Raw genomic sequence first — 20,415 nt, 5'->3', positions numbered from 1 at the left:
GCCTCAGGCCGGGCGCGGCGCGTGCATGGTGCGGAAGGTATCCCAGGCCTCGTTGATGGCGCGGGTGCGGGCCTCGGCCAGGCGGATCGCCTCGGGCGGCAGGCCGCGGGCGATGGCGCGGTCGGGGTGGTTCTCGCGCACCAGGTCGCGCCAGCGCCGCCGCGCCTCGGGCAGCGGCGTGTCGGGCGCCACGCCCAGCACCTCGCAGGAGGGGCAACCCTGGCGGCGGTCGTGGCGGGCGCGGATCGTGGCCAGCTGCTCGGGCGGCAGGCCGAAGATGCGCGCCACCTCGTCGATGAACAGGATCTCGGCCTCGTGCAGGTCGGTGTCGGCGACGGCGATGATGAACAGCCCCTCGATCACGTCGGCCAGAACCGGATCGCCCGGCGGGAACATGGCGGCGATGCGCCGCGCCCAGGCGTCGAAGCCGGCGACGTCCTGTCGCGCCAGGTCGAAGACGCGGGCGGCGTTCTTTTCCTCGGCGCGCGGGATGATGAAGACCCGGCGAAAGGCCGCAACCTCCGAGCGGGCGACGGCGCCGTCGGCCTTGGCGAGCTTGGCCCCCAGGGCGATGACCGCGATGGTGAAGGCCACGGATTTCTCGGGCGGGGTTGCGGGACGGCGCGCGCCGACGATCGCCGCCAGCCGATCGGCAATGCGCTGCCAAAAGCTGCGAGGCTTCGGCAGTTCCGGGCAGGTCGAGGTCTTTTCCCTGATCGCGGCGTCCATGGCATCCAGCCTAGGCGGCCCTTCCGGTCAAGTCCACTGACATTCCCGCAAGTTGCGCGGTTTCCCCTGCGGCCTTGCGGCGCGAGGGCCGCGCGCGAGCGGGGCTTCGCAATTCGGCCCCGCGCTGCTAAGCCTGATGCGGCAAGGCTTCGGGGGCGTTCATGGCGGCGATTGACGGGGATGTGGTGATCGGGCGCGAAAGCCCGCTGGCGCCGGATCTGGCGCTGCTGTTCCAGCGCCACACCGAGGACATGCATGCCGACACGCCGCCCGAGTCGATCCACATGCTGCCGCGCGCCGCGCTCGAGCGGCCCGAGATCGGCTTCTTCGTCCTGCGCGAGGCCGGCCGGCCGCTGGCCATGGGCGCGGTCAAGCGCATCGCGCCGGGCTTGGGCGAGATCAAGTCGATGCATGTCCTGTCCGAGGCGCGCGGTCGCGGCCATTCCCGCCGCATGCTGGCGGCGCTGATCGACCATGCCCGCGCCGAGGGGCTGGCCCGGCTGAGCCTGGAGACCGGCGTGCAGCCGACCTTCGTCGCGGCGCGGGGGCTTTACGCCCGGGCGGGTTTCGTCGAATGCGGGCCCTTCGGCGACTACGCCGCGGATCCGAACAGCGTCTTCATGACCTTGGATCTGTCCGGCGCCGATTGAGCGGTTGATTCAGCCGCCGTCCTTTGTGGCGCGGTTTGCCGCCGCACAAGGCGACACGGCCCCGTGGCTTGGCTGGATCGAGCGTGCGCCTTCCAGGTCCGGCTCTGGACCAAATATGGACGCGAATACAACCGGTAAGGAAGGTGGTCGCAGGTTGCGAACCGTCTCCCGAACCGCTATCAGAGGAATCACGGCCCCGTAGCTCAACTGGATAGAGCAAGTGACTTCTAATCACTAGGTTGGGCGTTCGAGTCGTCCCGGGGTCGCCAAATCATTGAAATCGTTCAGTCCTGTATGCCCGGCTCTCTCGGCCGCGACTTAAGGCAATTTCTCAACAGTCCGGTCGATAACCCGGGCGGGGTCTTCCACTTCATCGCCGGCTTGTCCGGGTCCGACCCATACAGCCGCCGCCGCGCGTTGCCGGTGTACGCGCGGTGTACGCGGGTGCGCGCCCGGTGCATCCTCGGCACGGCCCCATCTCGCAGCCCTCCACCCAGTTGCGACTGATTTGCACTTGCGATGTGCGCGCAGGACGCTATGTCTATATGCGATCAACTCGCAACTGAATCGGCGCCGGAATGGCTGCGCGCCGCGAAACCGGAAGGGATGGGCATGGCTCGGACAGGCGCGCGCCTGATTGGTGCGGTGGCGGCGATGGCGCTCATGGCGGCCTCGGCTGCGGCCGCGGAGAAGATGAAGGTGGTCACCACCTTCACCGTGCTGGCCGACATGGCCCGGCATGTGGCGGGGGACGCGGCCGAAGTGGTCTCGATCACCAAGCCGGGCGCCGAGATCCACGGCTACGAGCCGACGCCGCAGGACATCGTCCGGGCCGAGGGCGCCGACCTGATCCTGTGGAACGGCATGAACCTCGAGCGCTGGTTCGAGCAGTTTCTGGCCAACCTGGGCGAGGTGCCCTCGGCCACGCTGACCGAAGGCATCGAGCCGATCCCGATCGCCGCCGGCGGCTATGAGGGCAAGCCGAACCCGCATGCCTGGATGGGCCTGACCAATGCCGAAGCCTATGTCGACAATATCGCCAAGGCCTTCGCGGAGCAGGATCCTGCGAATGCCGCGACCTATGCCGCCAATGCCGAGGCCTACAAGCAGCAGCTGCGCGCGGCGCTGGAGCCGCTGCGCGCCGCGATCGCGGCCATCCCCGAGGACCGGCGCTGGCTGGTGACCTGCGAGGGCGCCTTTCCCTATCTGGCGCGCGACCTGGGGCTGAAGGAGCTCTACCTCTGGCCGATGAACTCGGACCAGATGGGCACGCCGCGCCAGGTGCGCACGGTGATCGACGGCGTGCGCGCGCATCAGATCCCGGTGGTGTTCTGTGAAAGCACGGTGAACACTGCCCCGGCCGAGCAGGTCGCGCGCGAGACCGGCGCGCATTACGGCGGCGTGCTCTATGTCGACAGCCTGTCCGAGTCGGACGGGCCGGTGCCGAGCTACCTCGACCTGTTGAAGGTCACCACCGAAACCGTGGCCAAGGGCCTGGCCGCCGGCAACTGAGCAAGGGAGCAGGGATGCGCGACGACATCAGGACCGAGCTTGGAGAAAACGACCGGGCCGACCCCGGCGGCGGCATCGACGCCCGCGACGTGACCGTGACCTATCGCAACGGGCTGACCGCGCTGCGCCATGCCAGTTTCCAGATCCCGCGCGGCACGGTCACGGCCCTGGTCGGGGTGAACGGCGCCGGAAAATCGACGCTGTTCAAGGCGATCATGGGTTTCGTGCCGGCCGCCGCGGGCGAGATCCGCCTGTTGGGCATGACGGTGCGCGAGGCGCTGAAGCGCAACCTCGTCGCCTATGTGCCGCAGGCCGAGGAGGTGGACTGGTCCTTCCCCGTGCTGGTCGAGGACGTGGTGATGATGGGCCGCTATGGCCACATGGGTTTCCTGCGCATCCCGCGCCAGGCCGACCGCGACGCCGTGGATGCGGCGCTGGCGCGGGTGAACATGCAGGATTACCGCCACCGCCAGATCGGCGAGCTTTCGGGCGGCCAGAAGAAGCGCGTCTTCCTGGCCCGCGCCCTGGCGCAGGACGGCCGCGTCATCCTGCTGGACGAGCCCTTTACCGGCGTCGACGTCAAGACCGAGGACCAGATCATCGCGCTGCTGCGCGAGCTGCGCGACGAGGGGAGGGTGATGCTGGTCTCGACCCACAACCTGGGCTCGGTGCCGGAGTTCTGCGACCGGGTGGTGCTGGTCAAGGGCACGGTGCTGGCTTACGGCCCGACCGAGACCACCTTCACCCGCGAGAACCTGGAAACCGCCTTTGGCGGCGTGCTGCGCCGCTTTACCCTGGGCGGCACGCGGCTCCATGACGACGACGACCCGCGCCGCGTCACCATCCTGACCGACGACGAGCGCCCGCTGGTGCAATACGGCGACCGCACCCATACCGCCGGAAAGCCGGAGGAGGGCGCGGAATGAGCCTGCTGCTGGAGCCCTTCGACTATCTCTACATGACCAATGCCATGTGGGTCTCGGCGCTGGTCGGCGGGGTCTGCGCGTTCCTGTCCGCCTATCTGATGCTCAAGGGCTGGTCGCTGATCGGCGACGCGCTGTCGCATTCCGTGGTCCCGGGCGTCGCCGGCGCCTATATGCTGGGCCTGCCCTTTGCGCTGGGGGCGTTCCTGTCGGGCGGGCTGGCGGCGGCGGCCATGCTGTTCCTGTCGGACCGCTCGGGGCTGAAACCCGATGTGGTGATCGGGCTGATCTTCACCAGCTTCTTCGGGCTCGGGCTGTTCATGGTCTCGATCAACCCGATGGCGATCTCGGTCCAGACCATCACCATGGGCAATATCCTCTCGATCACCCCTGGCGACACGCTGCAACTGGCGATCATCGGCTTCGTCTCGCTGGCGGTGCTGCTGGCGAAATGGAAGGACCTGATGGTGGTCTTCTTCGACGAAAGCCACGCGCGCTCGGTCGGGCTGCGGCCGGGGCTCTTGAAGGCCGTATTCTTCGTGCTGCTGTCGGCCTCGGTGGTGGCGGCGATGCAGACGGTCGGCGCCTTCCTGGTCATCGCCATGGTGGTGACGCCGGGGGCGACGGCCTATCTGATCTGCGACCGCTTCCCGCGGCTGATCGCGCTCTCGGTCACCATCGGCACGGTGACGAGCTTCGCCGGCGCCTATCTGTCCTATTTCCTCGACGGCGCCACCGGCGGCATCATCGTGGTGCTGCAGACGCTGATCTTCCTCGCGACCTTCGTCTGGGCGCCGAAGCACGGGCTGCTCGCCGCCCGCGCCAAGGCCCGCGCCGCGCTGGAGGCAGCACCATGAGCGAGCTTCTGCTGCCCTTCCAGTTCGGCTTCATGCGAGATGCCTTCCTGATCGCGGTGATCGTCTCGGTGCCGACGGCGCTGCTGTCGTGCTTCCTGGTGCTCAAGGGCTGGGCGCTGATGGGCGATGCGGTCAGCCATGCCGTGCTGCCGGGCGTGGTGCTGGCCTATCTCTGGGGCTTTCCGCTGATCCTGGGCGCCTTCTCCGCCGGCATGGTGACGGCGCTGGCCACCGGCTATCTGTCGGGCAACAGCCGGGTCAAGCAGGACACGGTGATGGGCGTGGTCTTCTCGGGCATGTTCGGGCTGGGGATCGTGATCTATACCGCGATCACCTCGGACGTGCATCTGGACCATATCCTGTTCGGCAACATGCTGGGCGTCGGGCCGCAGGACCTGCGGCTGGCGCTAGGGATCGCGCTGCCGGTCGCGGCGGTGCTGCTGCTGAAATGGAAGGACCTGATGCTGCACGCCTTCGATCCGGCGCAGGCGCGGGCCTCGGGCCTGCCGGTCGGGCTGCTGCACTACGGGTTGCTGACGGTGCTGTCGCTGACCATCGTCGCCACCATGTCGGCGACCGGGCTGATCCTGGCGGTCGGGCTCCTGATCGCGCCGGGGGCCATCGCCTTCCTGCTGGTGCGCAGCTTCGGCCGCATGCTGGCGGTGGCGGTCGCGGTCTGCATGGCGGCGATGCTCATCGGGGTCTATGCCAGCTTCTGGCTCGACAGCGCGCCGGCGCCGACCATCGTGCTGATCCTGACCGGGATCTTCGTGCTGGCCTTCCTGCGCCGGCTCGCGCAGCAGCGCTGGGCCTCGGCCTGAATCGAAAAGGCCGCCCCTTTCGGGACGGCCGATCCTTCGCCAAAAGGCGGGGCTGATTACATCATGCCGCCCATGCCGCCCATGTCGGGCATGCCACCGGCCGGAGCCTTCGGCTCGGGCTTCTCGGCGATCATCGCCTCGGTGGTGATCAGCAGGCCAGCCACCGACGCCGCATCTTCCAGCGCGGTGCGGACGACTTTCGCCGGGTCGATCACGCCGAACTTGAACATGTCGCCATATTCTTCGGTCTGGGCGTTGAAGCCATAGGCCTTGTCGTTCGACTCGCGGACCTTGCCGGCCACTACGGCGCCGTCAACGCCGGCGTTCTCGGCGATCTGGCGCATCGGGGCTTCCAGCGCGCGGCGGACGATGGCGATGCCGGCATCCTGGTCCGAGTTCACACCCGTCAGGCCTTCCAGCGCCTTGCCGCCCTGGACCAGGGCCACGCCGCCACCGACGACGATGCCTTCCTGAACCGCCGCACGGGTGGCGTTCAGCGCGTCATCGACGCGGTCCTTGCGCTCTTTCACCTCGATCTCGGTCATGCCGCCGACGCGGATGACGGCGACGCCGCCGGCCAGCTTGGCGACACGCTCCTGCAGCTTCTCACGGTCGTAGTCCGAGGTGGTTTCCTCGATCTGCTGGCGGATCTGCGACACGCGGGCCTCGATCTCGGCCTTCTCACCGGCGCCGTCGACGATGGTGGTGTTGTCCTTGTTGATCGAGATCTTCTTGGCGCGGCCGAGCATGTCGATGGTGACATTCTCCAGCTTCATGCCCAGGTCTTCCGAGATCACCTGGCCGCCGGTCAGGATCGCGATGTCCTGCAGCATGGCCTTGCGGCGGTCGCCGAAGCCCGGCGCCTTGACGGCAGCGATCTTCAACCCGCCGCGCAGCTTGTTGACGACCAGCGTGGCCAGGGCCTCGCCTTCGACGTCTTCGGCGACGATCAGCAGCGGCTTTTGCGACTGGATCACGGCTTCCAGCAGCGGCACCATCGGCTGCAGCGACGAGAGCTTCTTCTCGTGCAGCAGGATACAGGCGTCTTCCAGGTCCGCGACCATCTTGTCGGCATTGGTCACGAAATAGGGCGAGAGATAGCCGCGGTCGAACTGCATGCCTTCGACGACTTCGACTTCGGTCTCCATGCCCTTGTTTTCTTCGACGGTGATCACACCCTCGTTGCCGACGCGCTGCATGGCTTCGGCGATCTGCTGGCCGATGAAGGCTTCGCCATTGGCCGAGATGGTGCCGACCTGCGCCACTTCGGACGAGTCGTTGACCGGGCGGGCGGCGGCCTTGATGGCCTCGACCACTTTCGCGGTGGCGACGTCGATGCCGCGCTTCAGGTCCATCGGGTTCATGCCGGCGGCAACGGCCTTCATGCCCTCTTTCACGATGGCCTGGGCCAGCACGGTGGCGGTGGTGGTGCCGTCGCCGGCCTCGTCATTGGTGCGCGACGCGACTTCGCGGACCATCTGCGCGCCCATGTTCTCGAACTTGTCGGACAGTTCGATCTCCTTGGCGACCGAGACGCCGTCCTTGGTGATGCGCGGGGCGCCGAAGGACTTGTCGATCACCACGTTGCGGCCTTTCGGGCCCAGCGTGACCTTCACGGCGTCGGCGAGGATGTTCACGCCTTTCAGCATGCGGTCGCGGGCGTCGGTGTTGAACCGGACTTCTTTCGCAGCCATTCTATCTACTCCTGTAATGGGTTATGCGGGAAGGCGAGATCAGGCGATGATGCCCAGGATGTCGCTTTCCTTCATGATCAGCAGTTCTTCACCGTCGACGGTGACCTCGGTGCCCGACCATTTGCCGAACAGCACGCGGTCGCCGGCCTTCACGGCCGGGGCGATCAGCTCGCCCGAATCCTTGCGCGCGCCTTCGCCGACCGAGACGATCTCGCCCTCGGCGGGTTTTTCCTTGGCGCTGTCGGGGATGATCAGGCCGCCCTTGGTCTTTTCGTCCGACTGGACGCGGCGGACCAGAACGCGGTCGTGCAGCGGTTTGAAAGCCATGTGAACACTCCGGTGTTACAGGTTGGTTTAAGATGTTGGCACTCGGTCTTGGTGAGTGCCAGTGACGCCCATCTAGGCAGAGCCCCGGCACCTGTCAACGCCCGGCTTCCAGAAAAATTCGCCGCGAAATCCGCTTGACGCGGTTTCTGCGCCGCGGCTACGCGGAAGGGGGTACAGGCTGGGGGACGGCATCGTGGAGAGGCGCATCAAGGCTCTGGTCATCGCCGAGGCGGCAAACCCGGAATGGGTTTCGGTGCCGCTGGTCGGCTGGTCGCTGGCCCATGCGCTGCGCGAGGTGGCCGATGTCCATATCGTCACCCAGGTCCGCAACCGCGAGGCGATCCTGCGCGCCGGCCTGGTCGAGGGCCGCGACTTCACCGCCATCGACAGCGAGGCGCTGGCCGCGCCGATGTGGCGGCTGGCCGAACGGCTCAGCATGGGCAAGGGCGTCGGCTGGACGATCAAGACCGCGGTCTCGACCCTGGGCTACGGCTATTTCGAGCGGCTGGTCTGGCGCGCCTTCGGCGCCCGCATCCGCGCCGGCGAATTCGACATCGTGCACCGGGTGACGCCGCTGACGCCGACCGCGAACAGCCTGCTTGCGCCGCGCTGCAAGCGGGCAGGGGTGCCCTTCGTGCTTGGACCGCTGAACGGCGGCGTGCCTTGGCCCAAGGGCTTCGACAGCGAGCGGCGGCGCGAAAAGGAGTGGCTGTCCTATATCCGCGGCGCCTACAAGGCGCTGCCGGGACGCGGCGCCATGCTGCGCGATGCCAGTGCCATCATCTGCGGCTCGATGCATACCCTGGGCGAGATCCCGGCGAAGCATCGCGCCAAGACGGTCTGGCTGCCGGAAAACGCCATCGACCCCGCGCGCTTCAGCCTGACCGCGCCGCAACCGGGCACGCTGCCGCTGCGCGGCTGCTTCATCGGCCGGCTGGTGCCCTACAAGGGCGCCGACATGGCGGTCGAGGCGGCGCTGCCGCTGTTGCGCTCGGGCGCGCTGGTGCTCGACATCATCGGCGACGGGCCGCAGATGGACCAGCTGCGCGATCTGGTCGCGCGCGAGGGCGTCGGCAATGCGGTGAACCTGCTCGGCTGGGTCGAGCATGCCCAGGTGCAGGCCATCGCGGCGCGCTCGCAACTGCTGGTGTTCCCCTCGGTGCGGGAGTTCGGCGGCGGCGTGGTGCTGGAGGCGATGGCCCTGGGCGTGGTGCCGGTCATCGCCGATTACGCCGGGCCGGGCGAGTTGGTCGATGATGCCACCGGCTTTCGCATCCCGATGGGCAGCCGCGCGCAGATCGTTGCCGGGCTGCGCGCGCGGCTGCAGGCCATTGCGGCCGATCCTGCCGTGCTGCCGGGCATGGCAGCGGCGGGGCAGGCGCGGGTGATGCGCGATTTCACCTGGCCCGCCAAGGCCGCGCAAGTCACCCGGATCTGGCAGGCGCTGCTGGCGGGGCAGGCGCCGCCCCAGGAACTGCCGCTGCCGCGCTAGGCTGGCGCGTGCCCGCTCTGGTGCCTTGGGGGGCGCCGTGCCATGCTGCGCCGGAACCTGCCCGGAGCCCGCGATGCGCCTGAAATCCCTGCTGACCGCCTTCATCGCCGTCGCGACCCTGGCCTGGCCCGCGGCGGCGCAGGATTGCGTCGGGCGCAATCTGTTCGACGACATGGCGCCCGAGCGGTTGGCGCAGCTGCGCGCCGCGACCGATGCGGTGCCCCATCACAAGGGCCTGTTCTGGCGCGCGGGCAAGGGCGACAGCCATGTGCTGCTGCTCGGCACCTATCACTTCGCCGATCCGCGCCACGAGCGGACCATGGCCCGCTTCGGCCCCGAGATCGACCGCGCCGCCGCCCTGCTGGTCGAGGCCGGCCCGGCCGAGGAGGCGAAGCTGGCCGAGGCCATGGCCGCCGACCCGACCCTGGTCGTCGATACCACCGGCCCGACCCTGCCCGAGCGGCTGGGCGAGGCGGATTGGCAGGCGCTCTCGGCCGCGCTCGAGGATCGCGGCCTGCCCGCGCTGATCGCCAGCAAGCTGCGGCCCTGGTATGTCGCGGTCATGCTCGGCATCTCGCCCTGCATGAAGCGCATGGTCGAGGCGCGGGGCGATGCCGGCGGGCTCGACCACCTGCTGATCGCCCGGGCCGAGGCGGCCGACGTGCCGGTGCGGGCGCTGGAGCCCTGGGACACCGTCTTCACCCTGTTTCGAGACATGACCCCCAAGGAGGAAGAGGACATGATCCGCGCCGCCATGCCCGCCGCCGCCTATGCCGACGATTACGCCACCACGCTCAGCGACAGCTATTTCGCCGGCGACAGCTGGCTGATCTGGGAATTCGGCCGCTTCGACGCCTATGAAAACTCGGGCCTCGGCCGGGACGAGGTGGACCGGCAGATGCGGCTGGCGCAGGAAAAGCTGATGGACCAGCGGAACGAAAGCTGGATCCAACCCATTGAACAGGCAGCGGCCGACGCCGCCCGCCAGGGCAAGGGCGTGGTCGCGGGCTTTGGCGCGCTGCACCTGCCGGGCCGGCACGGCGTGCTGCAACTGTTGCAGGACCGCGGCTGGACCATCAGCCCGGTCACGGTGGAGGGGATAGGCGATGGCGGATGATCTGTGGCGCGAGGAACGCGAATTCTGGCTCTCGGGCGCGGCCGAGGCGGCGCGCAAGCTCGACGACGCCTGCCTGATGGCCTTTGCGCCGACGGGCATCCTGACCCGGCGCCGGGTGGTCGAAAACCTGTCCGCGGCCCCGCGCTGGCAGGAGGTCACCATGAGCGACCGCGCCGCCATCGAGACCGACGTGCTCTGCGTGCTCGCCTATCACGCCACCGCCCGCCGCGCCGGGGCCGAGACCTATCGCGCGCTCTGCACCACCACCTGGATCCGCCGCGACGGCGACTGGCGCATCGTCCAGCACCAGCAGACCCCGGCCTGAATGCTGCACGACCTGCGGCGCCACCTGCGCTTTCTGCTGAGCTTCGCGCTGGGGCTGGCGGTGGGCCTGGGCGCCTGGCGGATGCAGGCGCTGGACCGGCTTTTGCTGTTCTCGGTTACCTTCTGCCTGGGCTACCTGCTGCTGACCGGGCTTCTGATCCGGCGCATGACGGTCGAGATCATGCGCGGCCATGCCGACCTGGACGACGAGGGCATGAGCGTCATCGTCCCCATCGCCTTCGGCTCGGTCGCGATCAGTCTGGTGGCGATCCTGCTGACCATCCGCGACCCGCATTCCGGCTTCTGGCTGCGGCCGGCCTTTGCGCTGGCCTCGGTGCCGCTGGGCTGGGCGATGATTCACACGGTCATGGCCTTTCACTACGCGAGCCTCTGGTATGCCCGCCGCCCGGACGGGCGCGAAAAGCGCAACCTCGGCTTTCCCGGCCTGCCCGAGGGCCAGGACGCGACAATCTGGGATTTCCTTTACTACAGCTTCACGCTGGGCATGGCGGCGCAGACCGCCGACGTGACCGCGCTGGACAGCCAGGCGCGGCGGATCACGCTGCTGCATTCGGCCTTCTCGTTCTACTACAACACCGTGCTGCTGGCCCTGGCGCTGAATGCGGCGCTGGCCTTGGGTTGATAGACATTCCCGGCCCCGCGCCCTATAACCCGCGCGAATTTTCCGCCCAATCTCAGGGGATCAGCATGATCAAGGTTTTCGGCCACAAGGCCCCCGACACCGACTCGACCGGCTCGCCCATCATCTGGGCTTGGTATCTGTCCGAGATCCGCAAGGAGCCCGCCGCCGCCGTGCTGCAGGGCGAGCCGAACACCGAGGCCGCCTGGATGCTGACCAAGTGGAACCTCGACAAGCCCGCGATCATCGCCGACGTGGCTGCCGGCGACCGCTGCGTGATCGTGGATACCAACAACCCCGCCGAGCTGCCCGAATCGCTGGCCTCGGCCGAGGTGATCGAGATCATCGACCACCACCTGCTGGCCGGCGGCATCAAGACGAAGCTGCCGATCAGCATCACCATCCGCCCGCTGGCCTGCACCGCGACCATCATGCACGACCTGATCGGCGACGAGGCGCTGGCCCGCGCCCCGCGCGGCGTCAAGGGCGCGATGCTGACCTGCATCCTGTCCGACACGCTGGAATTCCGCAGCCCGACCACCACGCCGCATGACCGCTGGGTGGCCGAGAAGATCGCCAAGGATTTGGGCGTCTCGATCCCGGCATACGCGGCCGAGATGTTCGCGGCCAAGTCCGACGTGTCGGCCTTTACCGAAGAGGCGCTGCTGCGCATGGACAGCAAGGAATATGAGCTGGGCGGCAAGCAGCTGCGCGTCTCGGTGCTGGAAACCACGGCGCCGCAGGTGCTCTTGGACCGCAAGGGCGCGCTGATGGCCGCCATGCCGGGCGTTGCCGCCGCCGATGGCGCCGACGAGGTGCTGCTGTTCATCGTCGACATCCTGAACGAGGAAGCGACGCTCCTGGTTCCGAACGACTTCGTCAAGGCCGTGGCCGAGAAAAGCTTCAACGCCACCGTCAGCAGCGACACGGTCGTCCTGCCCGGCATCATGTCGCGCAAGAAGCAGATCATCCCCGCGCTCGCGGTCTGATACGAAAAGAAGGCATCTCCATGACGCAGATCATCCGCTCGCTGGCCGAGGTCGGCACCCATTACGACGTCCTGTTCTGCGATCTCTGGGGCTGCCTGCACAACGGCAAGGCGCCCTGGCCCGCGGCGATCGCGGCGCTGCAGGCTTTCCGTGCCGGCGGCGGGCGCGTGGTGCTGATGACCAATGCGCCGCGGCCGTGGAAATACGTCGCCGAGCAGCTGGACCGCATGGGCGTGCCGCGCGACGCCTGGGATCTGGTGGTCAGTTCCGGCGACGCCGCGCAGGACGCGATGTTCGCCGGCGCCGTCGGCCGCCGGGTCTGGGCCATCGCCCAGGACAAGGACGAGGGCTTCTTCACCGACATCCCCGAGGAGTGGCAGGACGCGCCCCCGATCCAGCGCGTGCCCATGACCGAGGCCGAGGGCATCGTCTGCTGCGGCCTGTTCGACGACCTGACCGAGGTGCCCGAGGATTACCGCACCCGGCTGATCCTGTCGCGCGAGCGCGGGCTGAAGCTTCTGTGCGCCAATCCCGACGTGGTGGTGGACCTGGGCGACAAGCGGGTCTATTGCGCCGGCGCGCTGGCCGAGATGTATCAGGACCTGGGCGGCGAGGCGCTGTATTTCGGCAAGCCGCATCCGCCGATCTATGACCTGGCGCGCCGCCGCCTGGGCATCGACGACAATGCCCGCATCCTGGCGGTGGGCGACGGCATCGCCACCGACATTCCCGGCGCCGCGGGCGAGGGGATCGACGCGCTTTTCGTCACTGGCGGGCTGGCCGCGGCCGAGTTCGGCCCCGACGTGGAAAACCCCGACCCGGCCATGCTCGAGGAATGGCTGGCGATGCGGGCCGAGGCCCCGCGCTACAGCATCGGCCGGCTGCGCTGAGCTGCAAAACGGGCCGGTAATAATCGGTCCGTTTTTTGCCAGGCCGCATTATTTTATTGCGCGAAGCCCCCGGTGCTGCTATGCAGCATGAAGCTACTCACCGGGGGCATTGAATGATGCTGGACAATCTTCCGCGCGGCACCATCGTCATCGAGGATCTGGAAGTCGGGATGATGCGCTACCTGCAAAAGGTGGTGACAGACGAGGATATCGAGATGTTCGCGGCCGTCTCGACCGACCGCAACCCGGTGCATCTGGACGAGGATTACGCCCGCGACACCATCTTCGAGGGACGCATCGCCCATGGCATGCTGACCGCCGGGCTGATCTCGGCGGTGATCGGCGAACAGCTGCCCGGCCATGGCACGGTCTACCTGGGCCAGACGCTGAAATTCATGGCCCCGGTGCGCCCGGGCGACCTGGTGCGGGCCGAGGTGACGGTCGATGCCATCGACCACGCGAAACGCCGCGTGACCCTTGCAACCCGCTGCCTTGTCGGTGATACGGTCGTCCTGAAAGGCGAGGCGGTCGTTCTGGCGCCAAGCCGCAAATTCGACTGACCGGGCCGGTCTGCGGCCCACCGGGGGGGCCGCTTGCGCATCCATCACGACTGGAAAGCCTTGCCGCTCGATGCCCGTGGCGCGAGCGTCGCCATGGGCAATTTCGACGGCGTGCACCTGGGGCACCGCTCCGTCATCGACGCCGCCCGCGCCGCCTGCGACGCGCCCCTGGGCGTCATCACCTTCGAGCCGCATCCGCGCCAGTTCTTCGCCGGCGATGGCCCGGCCTTCCGGCTGATGAACGCGGAATCGCGCGCGAACCGGCTGGCGCGGCTGGGGGTCGATCACCTGTATGAATTGCCCTTCGATGCGGTGCTGGCCGGCTTCACGCCCGAGGATTTCGCCCGCGAGGTGCTGGTCGGCGGCCTTGGCATCCGCCATGTCACCGTGGGCGCCGATTTCTGCTTCGGCCGCCAACGCTCGGGCAGCGCGCAGACGCTGACCCAACTCGGGGCCGAGCTGGGCTTCGGCGTCACCGTCGCGCCGCTGATCGGCGACGGCGCGGTCGAATACAGCTCGACCGCGATCCGCCAGGCCCTGGCCCAGGGCCGCACCCGCGACGCCGAGCGCATGCTGGGCCACTGGCACCGCATCGACGGCGAGGTGCTGCATGGCGACAAGCGCGGCCGCGACCTGGGCTATCCCACCGCGAACATGGCGGTCGAGGGGCTGCACCTGCCGCAGCTCGGGGTCTATGCCGTGCTGGTCGACGTGCTGACCGGCCCGGACCGCGGCAGCTACAAGGGCGTGGCCAGCCTGGGCGTGCGGCCGATGTTCGGGGTGAACCGCCCGAACCTGGAAGTGCATATCTTCGACTTCAACGCCGACCTCTATGGCCAGCACCTGTCGGTGGCGCTGGTCGAATACCTGCGCCCCGAGGCCAGGTTCGACAGCCTCGATGCGCTGGTGGCGCAGATGGACCGCGACAGCCAGAGCGCGCGCGAGATCCTGGCGACCCGCTGATGCGCCCCAAGTTCTGGGAACTGCCGCTGAAAAACCTCGACAAGGCGGAATGGGAGGCGCTCTGCGACGGCTGCGGCAAATGCTGCCTCAACAAGATCGAATACGAGGACTCCGGCGAGCTGGCCTTTACCCGGGTCGCCTGCCGGTTGCTGGACGGCGAAAGCTGCCAATGCTCCAGCTACCCGAACCGCCATGATTTCGTTCCCGATTGCGTCGTCCTGACCCCGAAGAAGCTGCGCGAGATCGCCTGGTGGCTGCCCGCGACCTGCGCCTACAGGTTGCGTGCCGAGGGCAAGCCGCTCTACGACTGGCACTATCTGATCTCGGGGGACCGCGAATCGATCCATCGCGCCGGCGCCTCGGTGCGCGGCTGGACCGTCAGCGAGACCTCGGTGACCGAGGACGACTGGGACGATTACATCATCGAGGATCTGTCATGAATTTTGCCTCGGACAATGCCGGCGGCGTGCATCCCCGGATCATGGCGGCCCTGGCGGCGGCGAACGAGGGTCATGTCCCCTCCTACGGCGCGGATCGCATCACCCAGGCGGCGCAGGACCGGGTGCGGGAACTCTTCGACGCGCCCGAGGCGGCGGTGCATTTCGTGACCTCGGGCACGGCGGCCAATGCGCTGTCGCTGTCGCTCTTGGCGCCGGGCTGGGGCAAGGTCTTCTGCCACGAGACCGCGCATATCCAGACCAGCGAGACCGGCGCGCCCGAGTTCTTCACCGGCGGCGCCAAGCTGGTGGGCATTCCCGGCACCGGCGGCAAGATCACCCCCGAGGCACTGGCCGAGACGCTGGTGGCGCATGGCCGCGAAGGCGTGCATGCCGGGGTCAATGCCGCGCTGTCCCTGACCAACGCCACCGAATGGGGCACCGCCTACAGCCCCGACGAGGTCGCGGCGCTGGCCGGGCTGGCGCGCGAGGCCGGCTTGGGCGTCCACATGGACGGCGCGCGTTTCGCCAATGCGCTGGCGGGCCTCGACGTGGCGCCGGCCGACCTGACCTGGCGCGCCGGCGTCGACATCCTGTCCCTGGGCGCGACCAAGAACGGCTGCATGGCGGTCGAGGCGGTGGTGATCTTCGACCCGGCCAGGTCCGAGGAATTCGGCTTTCGCCGCAAGCGTGGCGGCGGGCTGGTCTCGAAGCACCGCTTCCTGTCGGCGCAGGTGCTGGGCTGGCTCGAGGGCGACCTGTGGCTGCAACTGGCGCGCCACGCCAATGCCATGGCGCATGAGCTGGCGCTGGGTCTGTCGCGGCTGCCGGGCGTGCGCATCGACCAGCGGGTCGAGACCAATTCGGTCTTTGCCACCATCCCGCGCGAGCTGCATCGCCGGGCCTGCGCCAGCGGCATCTGCTATCACCTCTGGCCGCATACCCAGGACGAGACGGGCGAGGATCCGGTCAGCATCCGGCTGGTCTGCGGCTGGGATACGCGGCTGGAGGATGTCGAGGACGCGCTGCGGGCGCTGGCCTAGCGCAGCGCGGCCGCCAGCAGTTCCAGCGCATGCGCGACCGTCGCGGCCCGCACCTCGGCCCGGCCGCGCGGGCCGAACTCGACCGTCTCGGTCCTGACGCCCGCCGCATCGGCGATGCCGAAACAGACCCGGCCCTCGGGCTTGTGCTCGGACCCGCCCGGCCCGGCGATGCCCGTCACCGCCACGGCGATGCCGGCGCACGAGCGTGCCAGCGCGCCGGCCGCCATCTCGGCCGCGATCTCCTCGCTGACGGCGCCATGGGCTTCCAGCGTCTCGGGGCGGATGCCCAGCATCTCGACCTTGGCGGCGTTGGAATAGGTGACGAAGCCGCGATCGACCGCATCCGACGAGCCCGGCACGTCGGTCAGCCGCCCCGCGATCAGCCCGCCGGTGCAGCTTTCGGCGGTGGCGATCATCACACCGCGCCGGCGTGCCAGGTCGAGGACAAGGGCGGGATCGGTCACAGCATCGGCTCCAGCACGGCATGGTAAAGCCCGGCCAGAATGACCGAGGCCACACCGGCGAACAAGCCCGCCCACAGGTCGTCCAGCATCAGCCCGGTCGCGTCGCCCCTGCGGTCGGCGCGTCCGACCAGCCAGGGCTTCCAGATGTCGAACAGCCGGAACAGCAGGAAGGGCGCGACATAGCCCGGCCAGGCGTCGAGGATCGAGGCGCCGTGCCGCGCCAGCGGGATCACCGTGAAGCTCATCGCCAGCCATTGCCCGGCGACCTCGTCGATCACCACCCAGGACGGATCCTTGTCGGCGCTGCGGGCCAGCACCCGCGGCACCGCCCAGAAGCCCAGCACGGTCGCCAGCACGAAGCCCGCCGGCACCAGCCAGGGGGAGAGCCATTCGTAGGTCGCGACCCCCAGCACCACGGCGGCGGCCGAACCCCAGGTGCCGGGTGCGGGCTTCAGCCGGCCGATGCCGAAGAATGTGGCGATCAGGTTTTCCATGGCGTCACCTGCGGATCAGGGTTGCGGTGGCGATGGCGGCGATGCCTTCCTCGCGCCCGGTGAAGCCCAGCCGTTCCGAGGTGGTGGCCTTGACGCTGATGCGGTCGAACTCGACGCCGGTGATCTCGGACAGGCGCAGCGCCATGGCGCCGGCATGGGGGCCGACCTTGGGCCGCTCGCAGATCAGCGTCACGTCGGCATTCGAGATCTCATAGCCCATCTGCCGGGCCAGTTCCGCGGCGTGGCGCAGGAAGATATGGCTCTCGGCCCCCTTCCATTGCGGGTCCGAGGGCGGGAAATGCCGGCCGATGTCGCCCTGCGCCAGCGCGCCATAGATCGCGTCGGTCAGCGCGTGCATGCCCACATCGGCATCGGAATGGCCGAAGAGCGCCTTGTCATGCGCGATCTTCACGCCGCACAGCCAGACATGATCGCCGGTCGTAAAGGCGTGCACGTCGAAGCCGTTGCCCAGGCGGATGTCCATGGTCCCCTCCAGAATCCGGCGCGCGCGCTTGAAATCGGCGCCATAGGTCAGTTTCAGATTGTCCTCGTCGCCCGGCGTCACCGTGACGGGGATGCCGGCGCGGATCGCCAGTTCCACGTCGTCGGCGGCGTCGGTCGGGCCGGCGCGATGCGCGGCCAGGATCGGCGCCAGCGCGAAACCCTGCGGGGTCTGGGCGCGATACAGCCCGTCGCGCGCGGCGGTGGCCTGCACGAGGCCGCTCTCGGCCCGCCACAGCGCATCGGTGACGGGCAGGGCGGGCGCGGCGGCTGGAGCGCCTTGCGCCAGCACCTGCACCACGGCCTCGATCACCGCGGTGGAAACCAGCGGCCGGGCGCCGTCATGGATCAGCACATGCGTCACGCCGCTGCCGGACAGGCTTTCCAGCGCCGCGCGCACGCTTTCGGCGCGGGTGGCGCCGCCTGCGACCAGCGTCACCGGGCCGGACAGCTCGGCCACGCCGCGGGCCATGTCCTCGGGCGCCAGCGTCACCACGATGCGCGGGAAATCCGCGAAGGCCGCGATGCTGCGCGCCAGCACCGTGGCGCCGGACAGCCTGCGCCATTGCTTGGGCAACCCCGCGCCCGCGCGGGTGCCGCGGCCGGCGGCGGTGATGATGACGGCATATGTGTCGGGTATTCTCATGGCGGCAAGCTTTAGGTCAGCCGCCCGCGCGAGGCAATCGCCAGCGCCGCCCGCGTATTGCCGCAGGGGAAAATCGCCGCCGGCCATGGCCCAGGCGCGCGCTTTCGTCCTATAAGATTCGCGACCGCCCGCGACGGGCCCCTGCCAAGGATTTCGCCATGACCGACCCCGCCCAGACCGATCTTTCCAAGGACGCCGCCGCGCGCGCCGCCGTGGCGCTGGTCCAGCCCGGCATGCGGCTGGGCCTGGGCACCGGCTCGACCGCCGCGATCTTCGTGCGCCGCCTGGCGCAGCGGGTCGCCGAGGAAGGGTTCGAACTGCGCTGCGCCGCGACCTCGAAGGCCACGGCCGAGCTTGCGACCTCGCTGGGCCTCAGGGTCGAGGATCTGAACGACATCGGCTGGCTCGACCTGACCATCGACGGCGCCGACGAGGTTGACCCGGACCTGAACCTGATCAAGGGCGGCGGCGCGGCGCATCTGCGCGAAAAGATCGTCGCCACCGCCTCGGACCGCATGGTGGTGATCGCGGACCAGGGCAAGGTCGTGGACCGGCTCGGCGCCTTCCACCTGCCGGTCGAGGTGATTCCCTTCGGCTGCCAGACCACCAAGACGCAGATCCAGCACGCGCTGGACGACCTGGGGCTGAAGCATCGCCCGATCCTGCTGCGCAAGCGCGACGGCGAAACCCTGCTGACGGATGAGGGCAATTACATCCTCGACCTTGCGCTGGAAGCGATCCCGGACCCGCAGGCGCTGGCGCGGCGGCTTTCGGCGATCGCCGGGGTGGTTGAACACGGGCTGTTCCTGAATATCTGCCAGCTTGCGATCATCGGCTGTCCCGACGGCTCGGTGGTGGAACTGCTGCGTGAGGATATCGAATGACTTTCGACTATGACCTGTTCGTCATCGGCGGCGGCTCGGGCGGGGTGCGCGCGGCGCGCATCGCGGCCAGCGAACACGGCGCCCGCGTCGGCCTGGCCGAGGAAAGCCGCATGGGCGGTACCTGCGTCATCCGCGGCTGTGTGCCGAAGAAGCTGATGATCTTCGCCAGCCAGGCCGAGGCCCATGCCGCCGAGGCGCGCGGCTATGGCTGGCAGACCGCCGGCGCCGGCGCCTTCGACTGGACCATGTTCCGCCACAAGCTGGATGCCGAACTGACCCGGCTGGAAGGGGCCTATACCGGCGGGCTGGCCGCCGCGAACGTGGACATCCACAAGCAGCGTGCCCGGCTGGCCGATGCCCATACCGTGGAACTGGCCGACGGCCAGCGCCTGACCGCCAAGCATATCCTGATCGCGGCCGGCGGCCGGCCCGCGCTGCCCGGCATCGAGGGCGAGGAGCTGGGGCTGATCTCGGACGACCTGTTCCTGCTGGAGGACCTGCCGGGCCGGGTGCTGGTGGTGGGCGGCGGCTTCATCGCCTGCGAATTCGCCACCATCCTGCAGGGCCTGGGCTGCCAGACCACGCTGTCCTATCGCGGCGACGCGGTGCTGCGCGGCTTCGACGGCGAGATGCGCCGCCATGCCACCGAGCAGCTGCGCATGATCGGCGTGGACCTGCGGCTGGAAAGCAACCCGGTCCGGCTGGCGGCCGAGGGCGAGGCGCGCCGCGTCGATTTCGCCGACGGCAGCAGCGAGGTCTTCGACGCGGTGATCTTCGCCACCGGCCGCGCGCCCTATACCAAGGGGCTGGGGCTGGAACAGGCCGGCGTCAAGCTGGGCCGCAAGGGCGAGATCGTGGTGGACGAATGGTCGCAAAGCTCGGTGCCCTCGATCTATGCCGTGGGCGATGTGACCGACCGGGTGAACCTGACCCCGGTCGCGATCCGCGAGGGCCACAGCTTCGCCGATACCGTCTTCGGCGCCAAGCCGCGCAAGGTCGATCACGGCCTGGTCGCCAGCGCCGTCTATACCCGCCCGCACGAGCTGGCGACGGTCGGCCTGACCGAAGAGGAAGCCGCCGCGCGCGGCCCGGCGCTGATCTATGTCGCCAGCTTCCGGCCGATGCGCTCGCTTTTCGCGGGCTCGGACGCGCGGGCGGCGATGAAGCTGATCGTGGATGCCGAGACCGACAGGGTGCTTGGCTGCCACATCTTCGGCCCCGAGGCCGGCGAGATGATCCAGATGGTCGCGATCCCCATGGGCATGGGCGCCACCAAGGCCGATTTCGACGCGGCGATCGCCGTGCATCCGACCCTGGCCGAAGAGCTGGTGACCATGCGCAAGCCCACGCGCCGCATCGGCGATGACAATTCCGACAAAGCCGACGCATCGGCTTGATTTTTCGACCGAAGGCACCAGTTTCCAACGGGAAGACACAAAAGAGCGAGGCACGAGACGG

The 20,415-nt window shown here is 68.7% G+C and carries 23 protein-coding genes and 1 tRNA gene; 18 read left to right on the top strand and 6 right to left on the bottom strand.

Going from position 1 to position 20,415, the window contains the following annotated elements; genetic code table 11:
- Positions 1–3 precede the first annotated feature (3 nt).
- Complete coding sequence (locus E3D03_RS03795) at positions 4–729, bottom strand: molecular chaperone DjiA (protein ID WP_263565878.1); 726 nt, start codon at positions 727–729, stop codon at positions 4–6.
- A gap of 161 nt (positions 730–890) precedes the next feature.
- Here E3D03_RS03795 and E3D03_RS03790 point away from each other — a divergent pair, with 161 nt between their 5' ends.
- From E3D03_RS03790 to E3D03_RS03765, 6 genes are all read left to right on the top strand, one after another.
- Positions 891–1,379: a GNAT family N-acetyltransferase gene (locus tag E3D03_RS03790; protein ID WP_263565877.1), complete on the top strand. Its 489-nt coding sequence runs from the start codon at positions 891–893 to the stop codon at positions 1,377–1,379.
- Positions 1,380–1,571: 192 nt separating this feature from the next.
- A tRNA-Arg gene (locus E3D03_RS03785) sits at positions 1,572–1,648 on the top strand.
- Positions 1,649–1,991: 343 nt separating this feature from the next.
- Complete coding sequence (locus E3D03_RS03780; RefSeq protein ID WP_411969788.1) at positions 1,992–2,891, top strand: metal ABC transporter substrate-binding protein; 900 nt, start codon at positions 1,992–1,994, stop codon at positions 2,889–2,891.
- A gap of 14 nt (positions 2,892–2,905) precedes the next feature.
- The gene (locus E3D03_RS03775) at positions 2,906–3,817 is read left to right on the top strand and encodes a manganese/iron ABC transporter ATP-binding protein (RefSeq protein WP_263565876.1); all 912 of its coding nucleotides are present in this window, start codon (positions 2,906–2,908) and stop codon (positions 3,815–3,817) included.
- Positions 3,814–4,671, top strand: a complete 858-nt coding sequence (locus E3D03_RS03770; RefSeq protein ID WP_263565875.1) for a metal ABC transporter permease — start codon at positions 3,814–3,816, stop codon at positions 4,669–4,671. Before E3D03_RS03775 ends, E3D03_RS03770 begins: the two co-directional genes overlap by 4 nt.
- Entirely contained in the window at positions 4,668–5,492 is an 825-nt protein-coding gene (locus E3D03_RS03765; RefSeq protein WP_263565874.1) for a metal ABC transporter permease, read from the top strand. The genes E3D03_RS03770 and E3D03_RS03765 overlap by 4 nt, the downstream gene beginning before the upstream one ends.
- A 56-nt stretch (positions 5,493–5,548) precedes the next feature.
- Here the strand turns inward: E3D03_RS03765 and groL are convergent, their stop codons facing one another.
- Together groL and E3D03_RS03755 are read right to left on the bottom strand one after the other, a co-directional pair.
- Positions 5,549–7,186 carry a chaperonin GroEL gene (groL, locus tag E3D03_RS03760; protein WP_263565873.1) on the bottom strand — a complete coding sequence of 546 codons (1,638 nt, stop codon included), beginning with the start codon at positions 7,184–7,186 and terminating at the stop codon, positions 5,549–5,551.
- 39 nt (positions 7,187–7,225) lie between these two features.
- Complete coding sequence (locus E3D03_RS03755; RefSeq protein WP_018000357.1) at positions 7,226–7,513, bottom strand: co-chaperone GroES; 288 nt, start codon at positions 7,511–7,513, stop codon at positions 7,226–7,228.
- Positions 7,514–7,706: 193 nt separating this feature from the next.
- Here E3D03_RS03755 and E3D03_RS03750 point away from each other — a divergent pair, with 193 nt between their 5' ends.
- The 10 genes from E3D03_RS03750 (at position 7,707) to E3D03_RS03705 (ending at position 15,968) form a co-directional block, all read left to right on the top strand.
- A complete protein-coding gene (locus E3D03_RS03750) occupies positions 7,707–9,005 on the top strand; it encodes a glycosyltransferase family 4 protein (RefSeq protein WP_263565872.1) in 1,299 nt (432 codons plus the stop codon).
- 73 nt (positions 9,006–9,078) lie between these two features.
- Positions 9,079–10,122, top strand: a complete 1,044-nt coding sequence (locus E3D03_RS03745; RefSeq protein ID WP_263565871.1) for a TraB/GumN family protein — start codon at positions 9,079–9,081, stop codon at positions 10,120–10,122.
- Positions 10,112–10,447: a DUF4440 domain-containing protein gene (locus E3D03_RS03740; RefSeq protein ID WP_062560481.1), complete on the top strand. Its 336-nt coding sequence runs from the start codon at positions 10,112–10,114 to the stop codon at positions 10,445–10,447. Before E3D03_RS03745 ends, E3D03_RS03740 begins: the two co-directional genes overlap by 11 nt.
- Positions 10,448–11,089, top strand: coding sequence for a DUF1345 domain-containing protein (locus E3D03_RS03735; RefSeq protein ID WP_263565870.1), 642 nt, complete (start codon positions 10,448–10,450; stop codon positions 11,087–11,089).
- 65 nt (positions 11,090–11,154) lie between these two features.
- Positions 11,155–12,075, top strand: coding sequence for a manganese-dependent inorganic pyrophosphatase (locus tag E3D03_RS03730; RefSeq protein ID WP_263565869.1), 921 nt, complete (start codon positions 11,155–11,157; stop codon positions 12,073–12,075).
- A gap of 20 nt (positions 12,076–12,095) precedes the next feature.
- Positions 12,096–12,965 carry a TIGR01459 family HAD-type hydrolase gene (locus E3D03_RS03725; RefSeq protein WP_062560484.1) on the top strand — a complete coding sequence of 290 codons (870 nt, stop codon included), beginning with the start codon at positions 12,096–12,098 and terminating at the stop codon, positions 12,963–12,965.
- A gap of 116 nt (positions 12,966–13,081) precedes the next feature.
- The gene (locus E3D03_RS03720) at positions 13,082–13,525 is read left to right on the top strand and encodes a MaoC family dehydratase (RefSeq protein ID WP_026155430.1); all 444 of its coding nucleotides are present in this window, start codon (positions 13,082–13,084) and stop codon (positions 13,523–13,525) included.
- Positions 13,526–13,558: 33 nt separating this feature from the next.
- Positions 13,559–14,488 carry a bifunctional riboflavin kinase/FAD synthetase gene (locus E3D03_RS03715; RefSeq protein WP_263565868.1) on the top strand — a complete coding sequence of 310 codons (930 nt, stop codon included), beginning with the start codon at positions 13,559–13,561 and terminating at the stop codon, positions 14,486–14,488.
- Positions 14,488–14,928, top strand: a complete 441-nt coding sequence (locus E3D03_RS03710) for a YcgN family cysteine cluster protein (RefSeq protein ID WP_062560486.1) — start codon at positions 14,488–14,490, stop codon at positions 14,926–14,928. Before E3D03_RS03715 ends, E3D03_RS03710 begins: the two co-directional genes overlap by 1 nt.
- Positions 14,925–15,968, top strand: coding sequence for a threonine aldolase family protein (locus E3D03_RS03705; protein ID WP_263565867.1), 1,044 nt, complete (start codon positions 14,925–14,927; stop codon positions 15,966–15,968). The genes E3D03_RS03710 and E3D03_RS03705 overlap by 4 nt, the downstream gene beginning before the upstream one ends.
- On the opposite strand, the gene E3D03_RS03700 is transcribed toward E3D03_RS03705, so the two are convergent.
- The 3 genes from E3D03_RS03700 to E3D03_RS03690 are packed head-to-tail and all read right to left on the bottom strand — an operon-like array spanning position 15,965 to position 18,073.
- A complete protein-coding gene (locus E3D03_RS03700; protein ID WP_263565866.1) occupies positions 15,965–16,432 on the bottom strand; it encodes a CinA family protein in 468 nt (155 codons plus the stop codon). The genes E3D03_RS03705 and E3D03_RS03700 overlap by 4 nt on opposite strands.
- Positions 16,429–16,926 (bottom strand): phosphatidylglycerophosphatase A, encoded by a 498-nt coding sequence (locus E3D03_RS03695; protein ID WP_263565865.1) that lies wholly within the window; start codon positions 16,924–16,926, stop codon positions 16,429–16,431. The genes E3D03_RS03700 and E3D03_RS03695 overlap by 4 nt, the downstream gene beginning before the upstream one ends.
- Positions 16,927–16,930: 4 nt before the next feature.
- A complete protein-coding gene (locus E3D03_RS03690) occupies positions 16,931–18,073 on the bottom strand; it encodes a bifunctional 2-C-methyl-D-erythritol 4-phosphate cytidylyltransferase/2-C-methyl-D-erythritol 2,4-cyclodiphosphate synthase (protein WP_263565864.1) in 1,143 nt (380 codons plus the stop codon).
- Between the two features lie 158 nt (positions 18,074–18,231).
- Between E3D03_RS03690 and rpiA the strand changes: the two genes are divergently transcribed.
- Both rpiA and gorA read left to right on the top strand, forming a co-directional pair.
- Complete coding sequence (gene rpiA / locus E3D03_RS03685; protein ID WP_263565863.1) at positions 18,232–18,957, top strand: ribose-5-phosphate isomerase RpiA; 726 nt, start codon at positions 18,232–18,234, stop codon at positions 18,955–18,957.
- The gene (gorA, locus tag E3D03_RS03680; RefSeq protein WP_263565862.1) at positions 18,954–20,354 is read left to right on the top strand and encodes a glutathione-disulfide reductase; all 1,401 of its coding nucleotides are present in this window, start codon (positions 18,954–18,956) and stop codon (positions 20,352–20,354) included. Before rpiA ends, gorA begins: the two co-directional genes overlap by 4 nt.
- Positions 20,355–20,415 lie beyond the last annotated feature (61 nt).

This window comes from Paracoccus sp. DMF, from assembly GCF_004407025.1.
Lineage (GTDB): Bacteria > Pseudomonadota > Alphaproteobacteria > Rhodobacterales > Rhodobacteraceae > Paracoccus > Paracoccus aminovorans_B.
The sequence above is the reverse complement of the archived record's forward strand: the minus strand, read 5'-3'. Positions and strand labels throughout refer to the sequence as shown.

What these genes read in the sequence shown, in the direction of transcription:
- E3D03_RS03690 (WP_263565864.1), bottom strand. Translation starts at nt 18,073, where the DNA reads ATGAGAATACCCGACACATATGCCGTCATCATCACCGCCGCCGGCCGC.
- E3D03_RS03795 (WP_263565878.1), bottom strand. Translation starts at nt 729, where the DNA reads ATGGACGCCGCGATCAGGGAAAAGACCTCGACCTGCCCGGAACTGCCG.
- E3D03_RS03725 (WP_062560484.1), top strand. Translation starts at nt 12,096, where the DNA reads ATGACGCAGATCATCCGCTCGCTGGCCGAGGTCGGCACCCATTACGAC.
- E3D03_RS03790 (WP_263565877.1), top strand. Translation starts at nt 891, where the DNA reads ATGGCGGCGATTGACGGGGATGTGGTGATCGGGCGCGAAAGCCCGCTG.
- E3D03_RS03730 (WP_263565869.1), top strand. Translation starts at nt 11,155, where the DNA reads ATGATCAAGGTTTTCGGCCACAAGGCCCCCGACACCGACTCGACCGGC.
- E3D03_RS03705 (WP_263565867.1), top strand. Translation starts at nt 14,925, where the DNA reads ATGAATTTTGCCTCGGACAATGCCGGCGGCGTGCATCCCCGGATCATG.
- rpiA (WP_263565863.1), top strand. Translation starts at nt 18,232, where the DNA reads ATGACCGACCCCGCCCAGACCGATCTTTCCAAGGACGCCGCCGCGCGC.
- E3D03_RS03695 (WP_263565865.1), bottom strand. Translation starts at nt 16,926, where the DNA reads ATGGAAAACCTGATCGCCACATTCTTCGGCATCGGCCGGCTGAAGCCC.
- E3D03_RS03755 (WP_018000357.1), bottom strand. Translation starts at nt 7,513, where the DNA reads ATGGCTTTCAAACCGCTGCACGACCGCGTTCTGGTCCGCCGCGTCCAG.
- E3D03_RS03770 (WP_263565875.1), top strand. Translation starts at nt 3,814, where the DNA reads ATGAGCCTGCTGCTGGAGCCCTTCGACTATCTCTACATGACCAATGCC.
- E3D03_RS03740 (WP_062560481.1), top strand. Translation starts at nt 10,112, where the DNA reads ATGGCGGATGATCTGTGGCGCGAGGAACGCGAATTCTGGCTCTCGGGC.
- E3D03_RS03780 (WP_411969788.1), top strand. Translation starts at nt 1,992, where the DNA reads ATGGCTCGGACAGGCGCGCGCCTGATTGGTGCGGTGGCGGCGATGGCG.
- groL (WP_263565873.1), bottom strand. Translation starts at nt 7,186, where the DNA reads ATGGCTGCGAAAGAAGTCCGGTTCAACACCGACGCCCGCGACCGCATG.
- E3D03_RS03765 (WP_263565874.1), top strand. Translation starts at nt 4,668, where the DNA reads ATGAGCGAGCTTCTGCTGCCCTTCCAGTTCGGCTTCATGCGAGATGCC.
- E3D03_RS03720 (WP_026155430.1), top strand. Translation starts at nt 13,082, where the DNA reads ATGCTGGACAATCTTCCGCGCGGCACCATCGTCATCGAGGATCTGGAA.
- gorA (WP_263565862.1), top strand. Translation starts at nt 18,954, where the DNA reads ATGACTTTCGACTATGACCTGTTCGTCATCGGCGGCGGCTCGGGCGGG.
- E3D03_RS03735 (WP_263565870.1), top strand. Translation starts at nt 10,448, where the DNA reads ATGCTGCACGACCTGCGGCGCCACCTGCGCTTTCTGCTGAGCTTCGCG.
- E3D03_RS03775 (WP_263565876.1), top strand. Translation starts at nt 2,906, where the DNA reads ATGCGCGACGACATCAGGACCGAGCTTGGAGAAAACGACCGGGCCGAC.
- E3D03_RS03745 (WP_263565871.1), top strand. Translation starts at nt 9,079, where the DNA reads ATGCGCCTGAAATCCCTGCTGACCGCCTTCATCGCCGTCGCGACCCTG.
- E3D03_RS03710 (WP_062560486.1), top strand. Translation starts at nt 14,488, where the DNA reads ATGCGCCCCAAGTTCTGGGAACTGCCGCTGAAAAACCTCGACAAGGCG.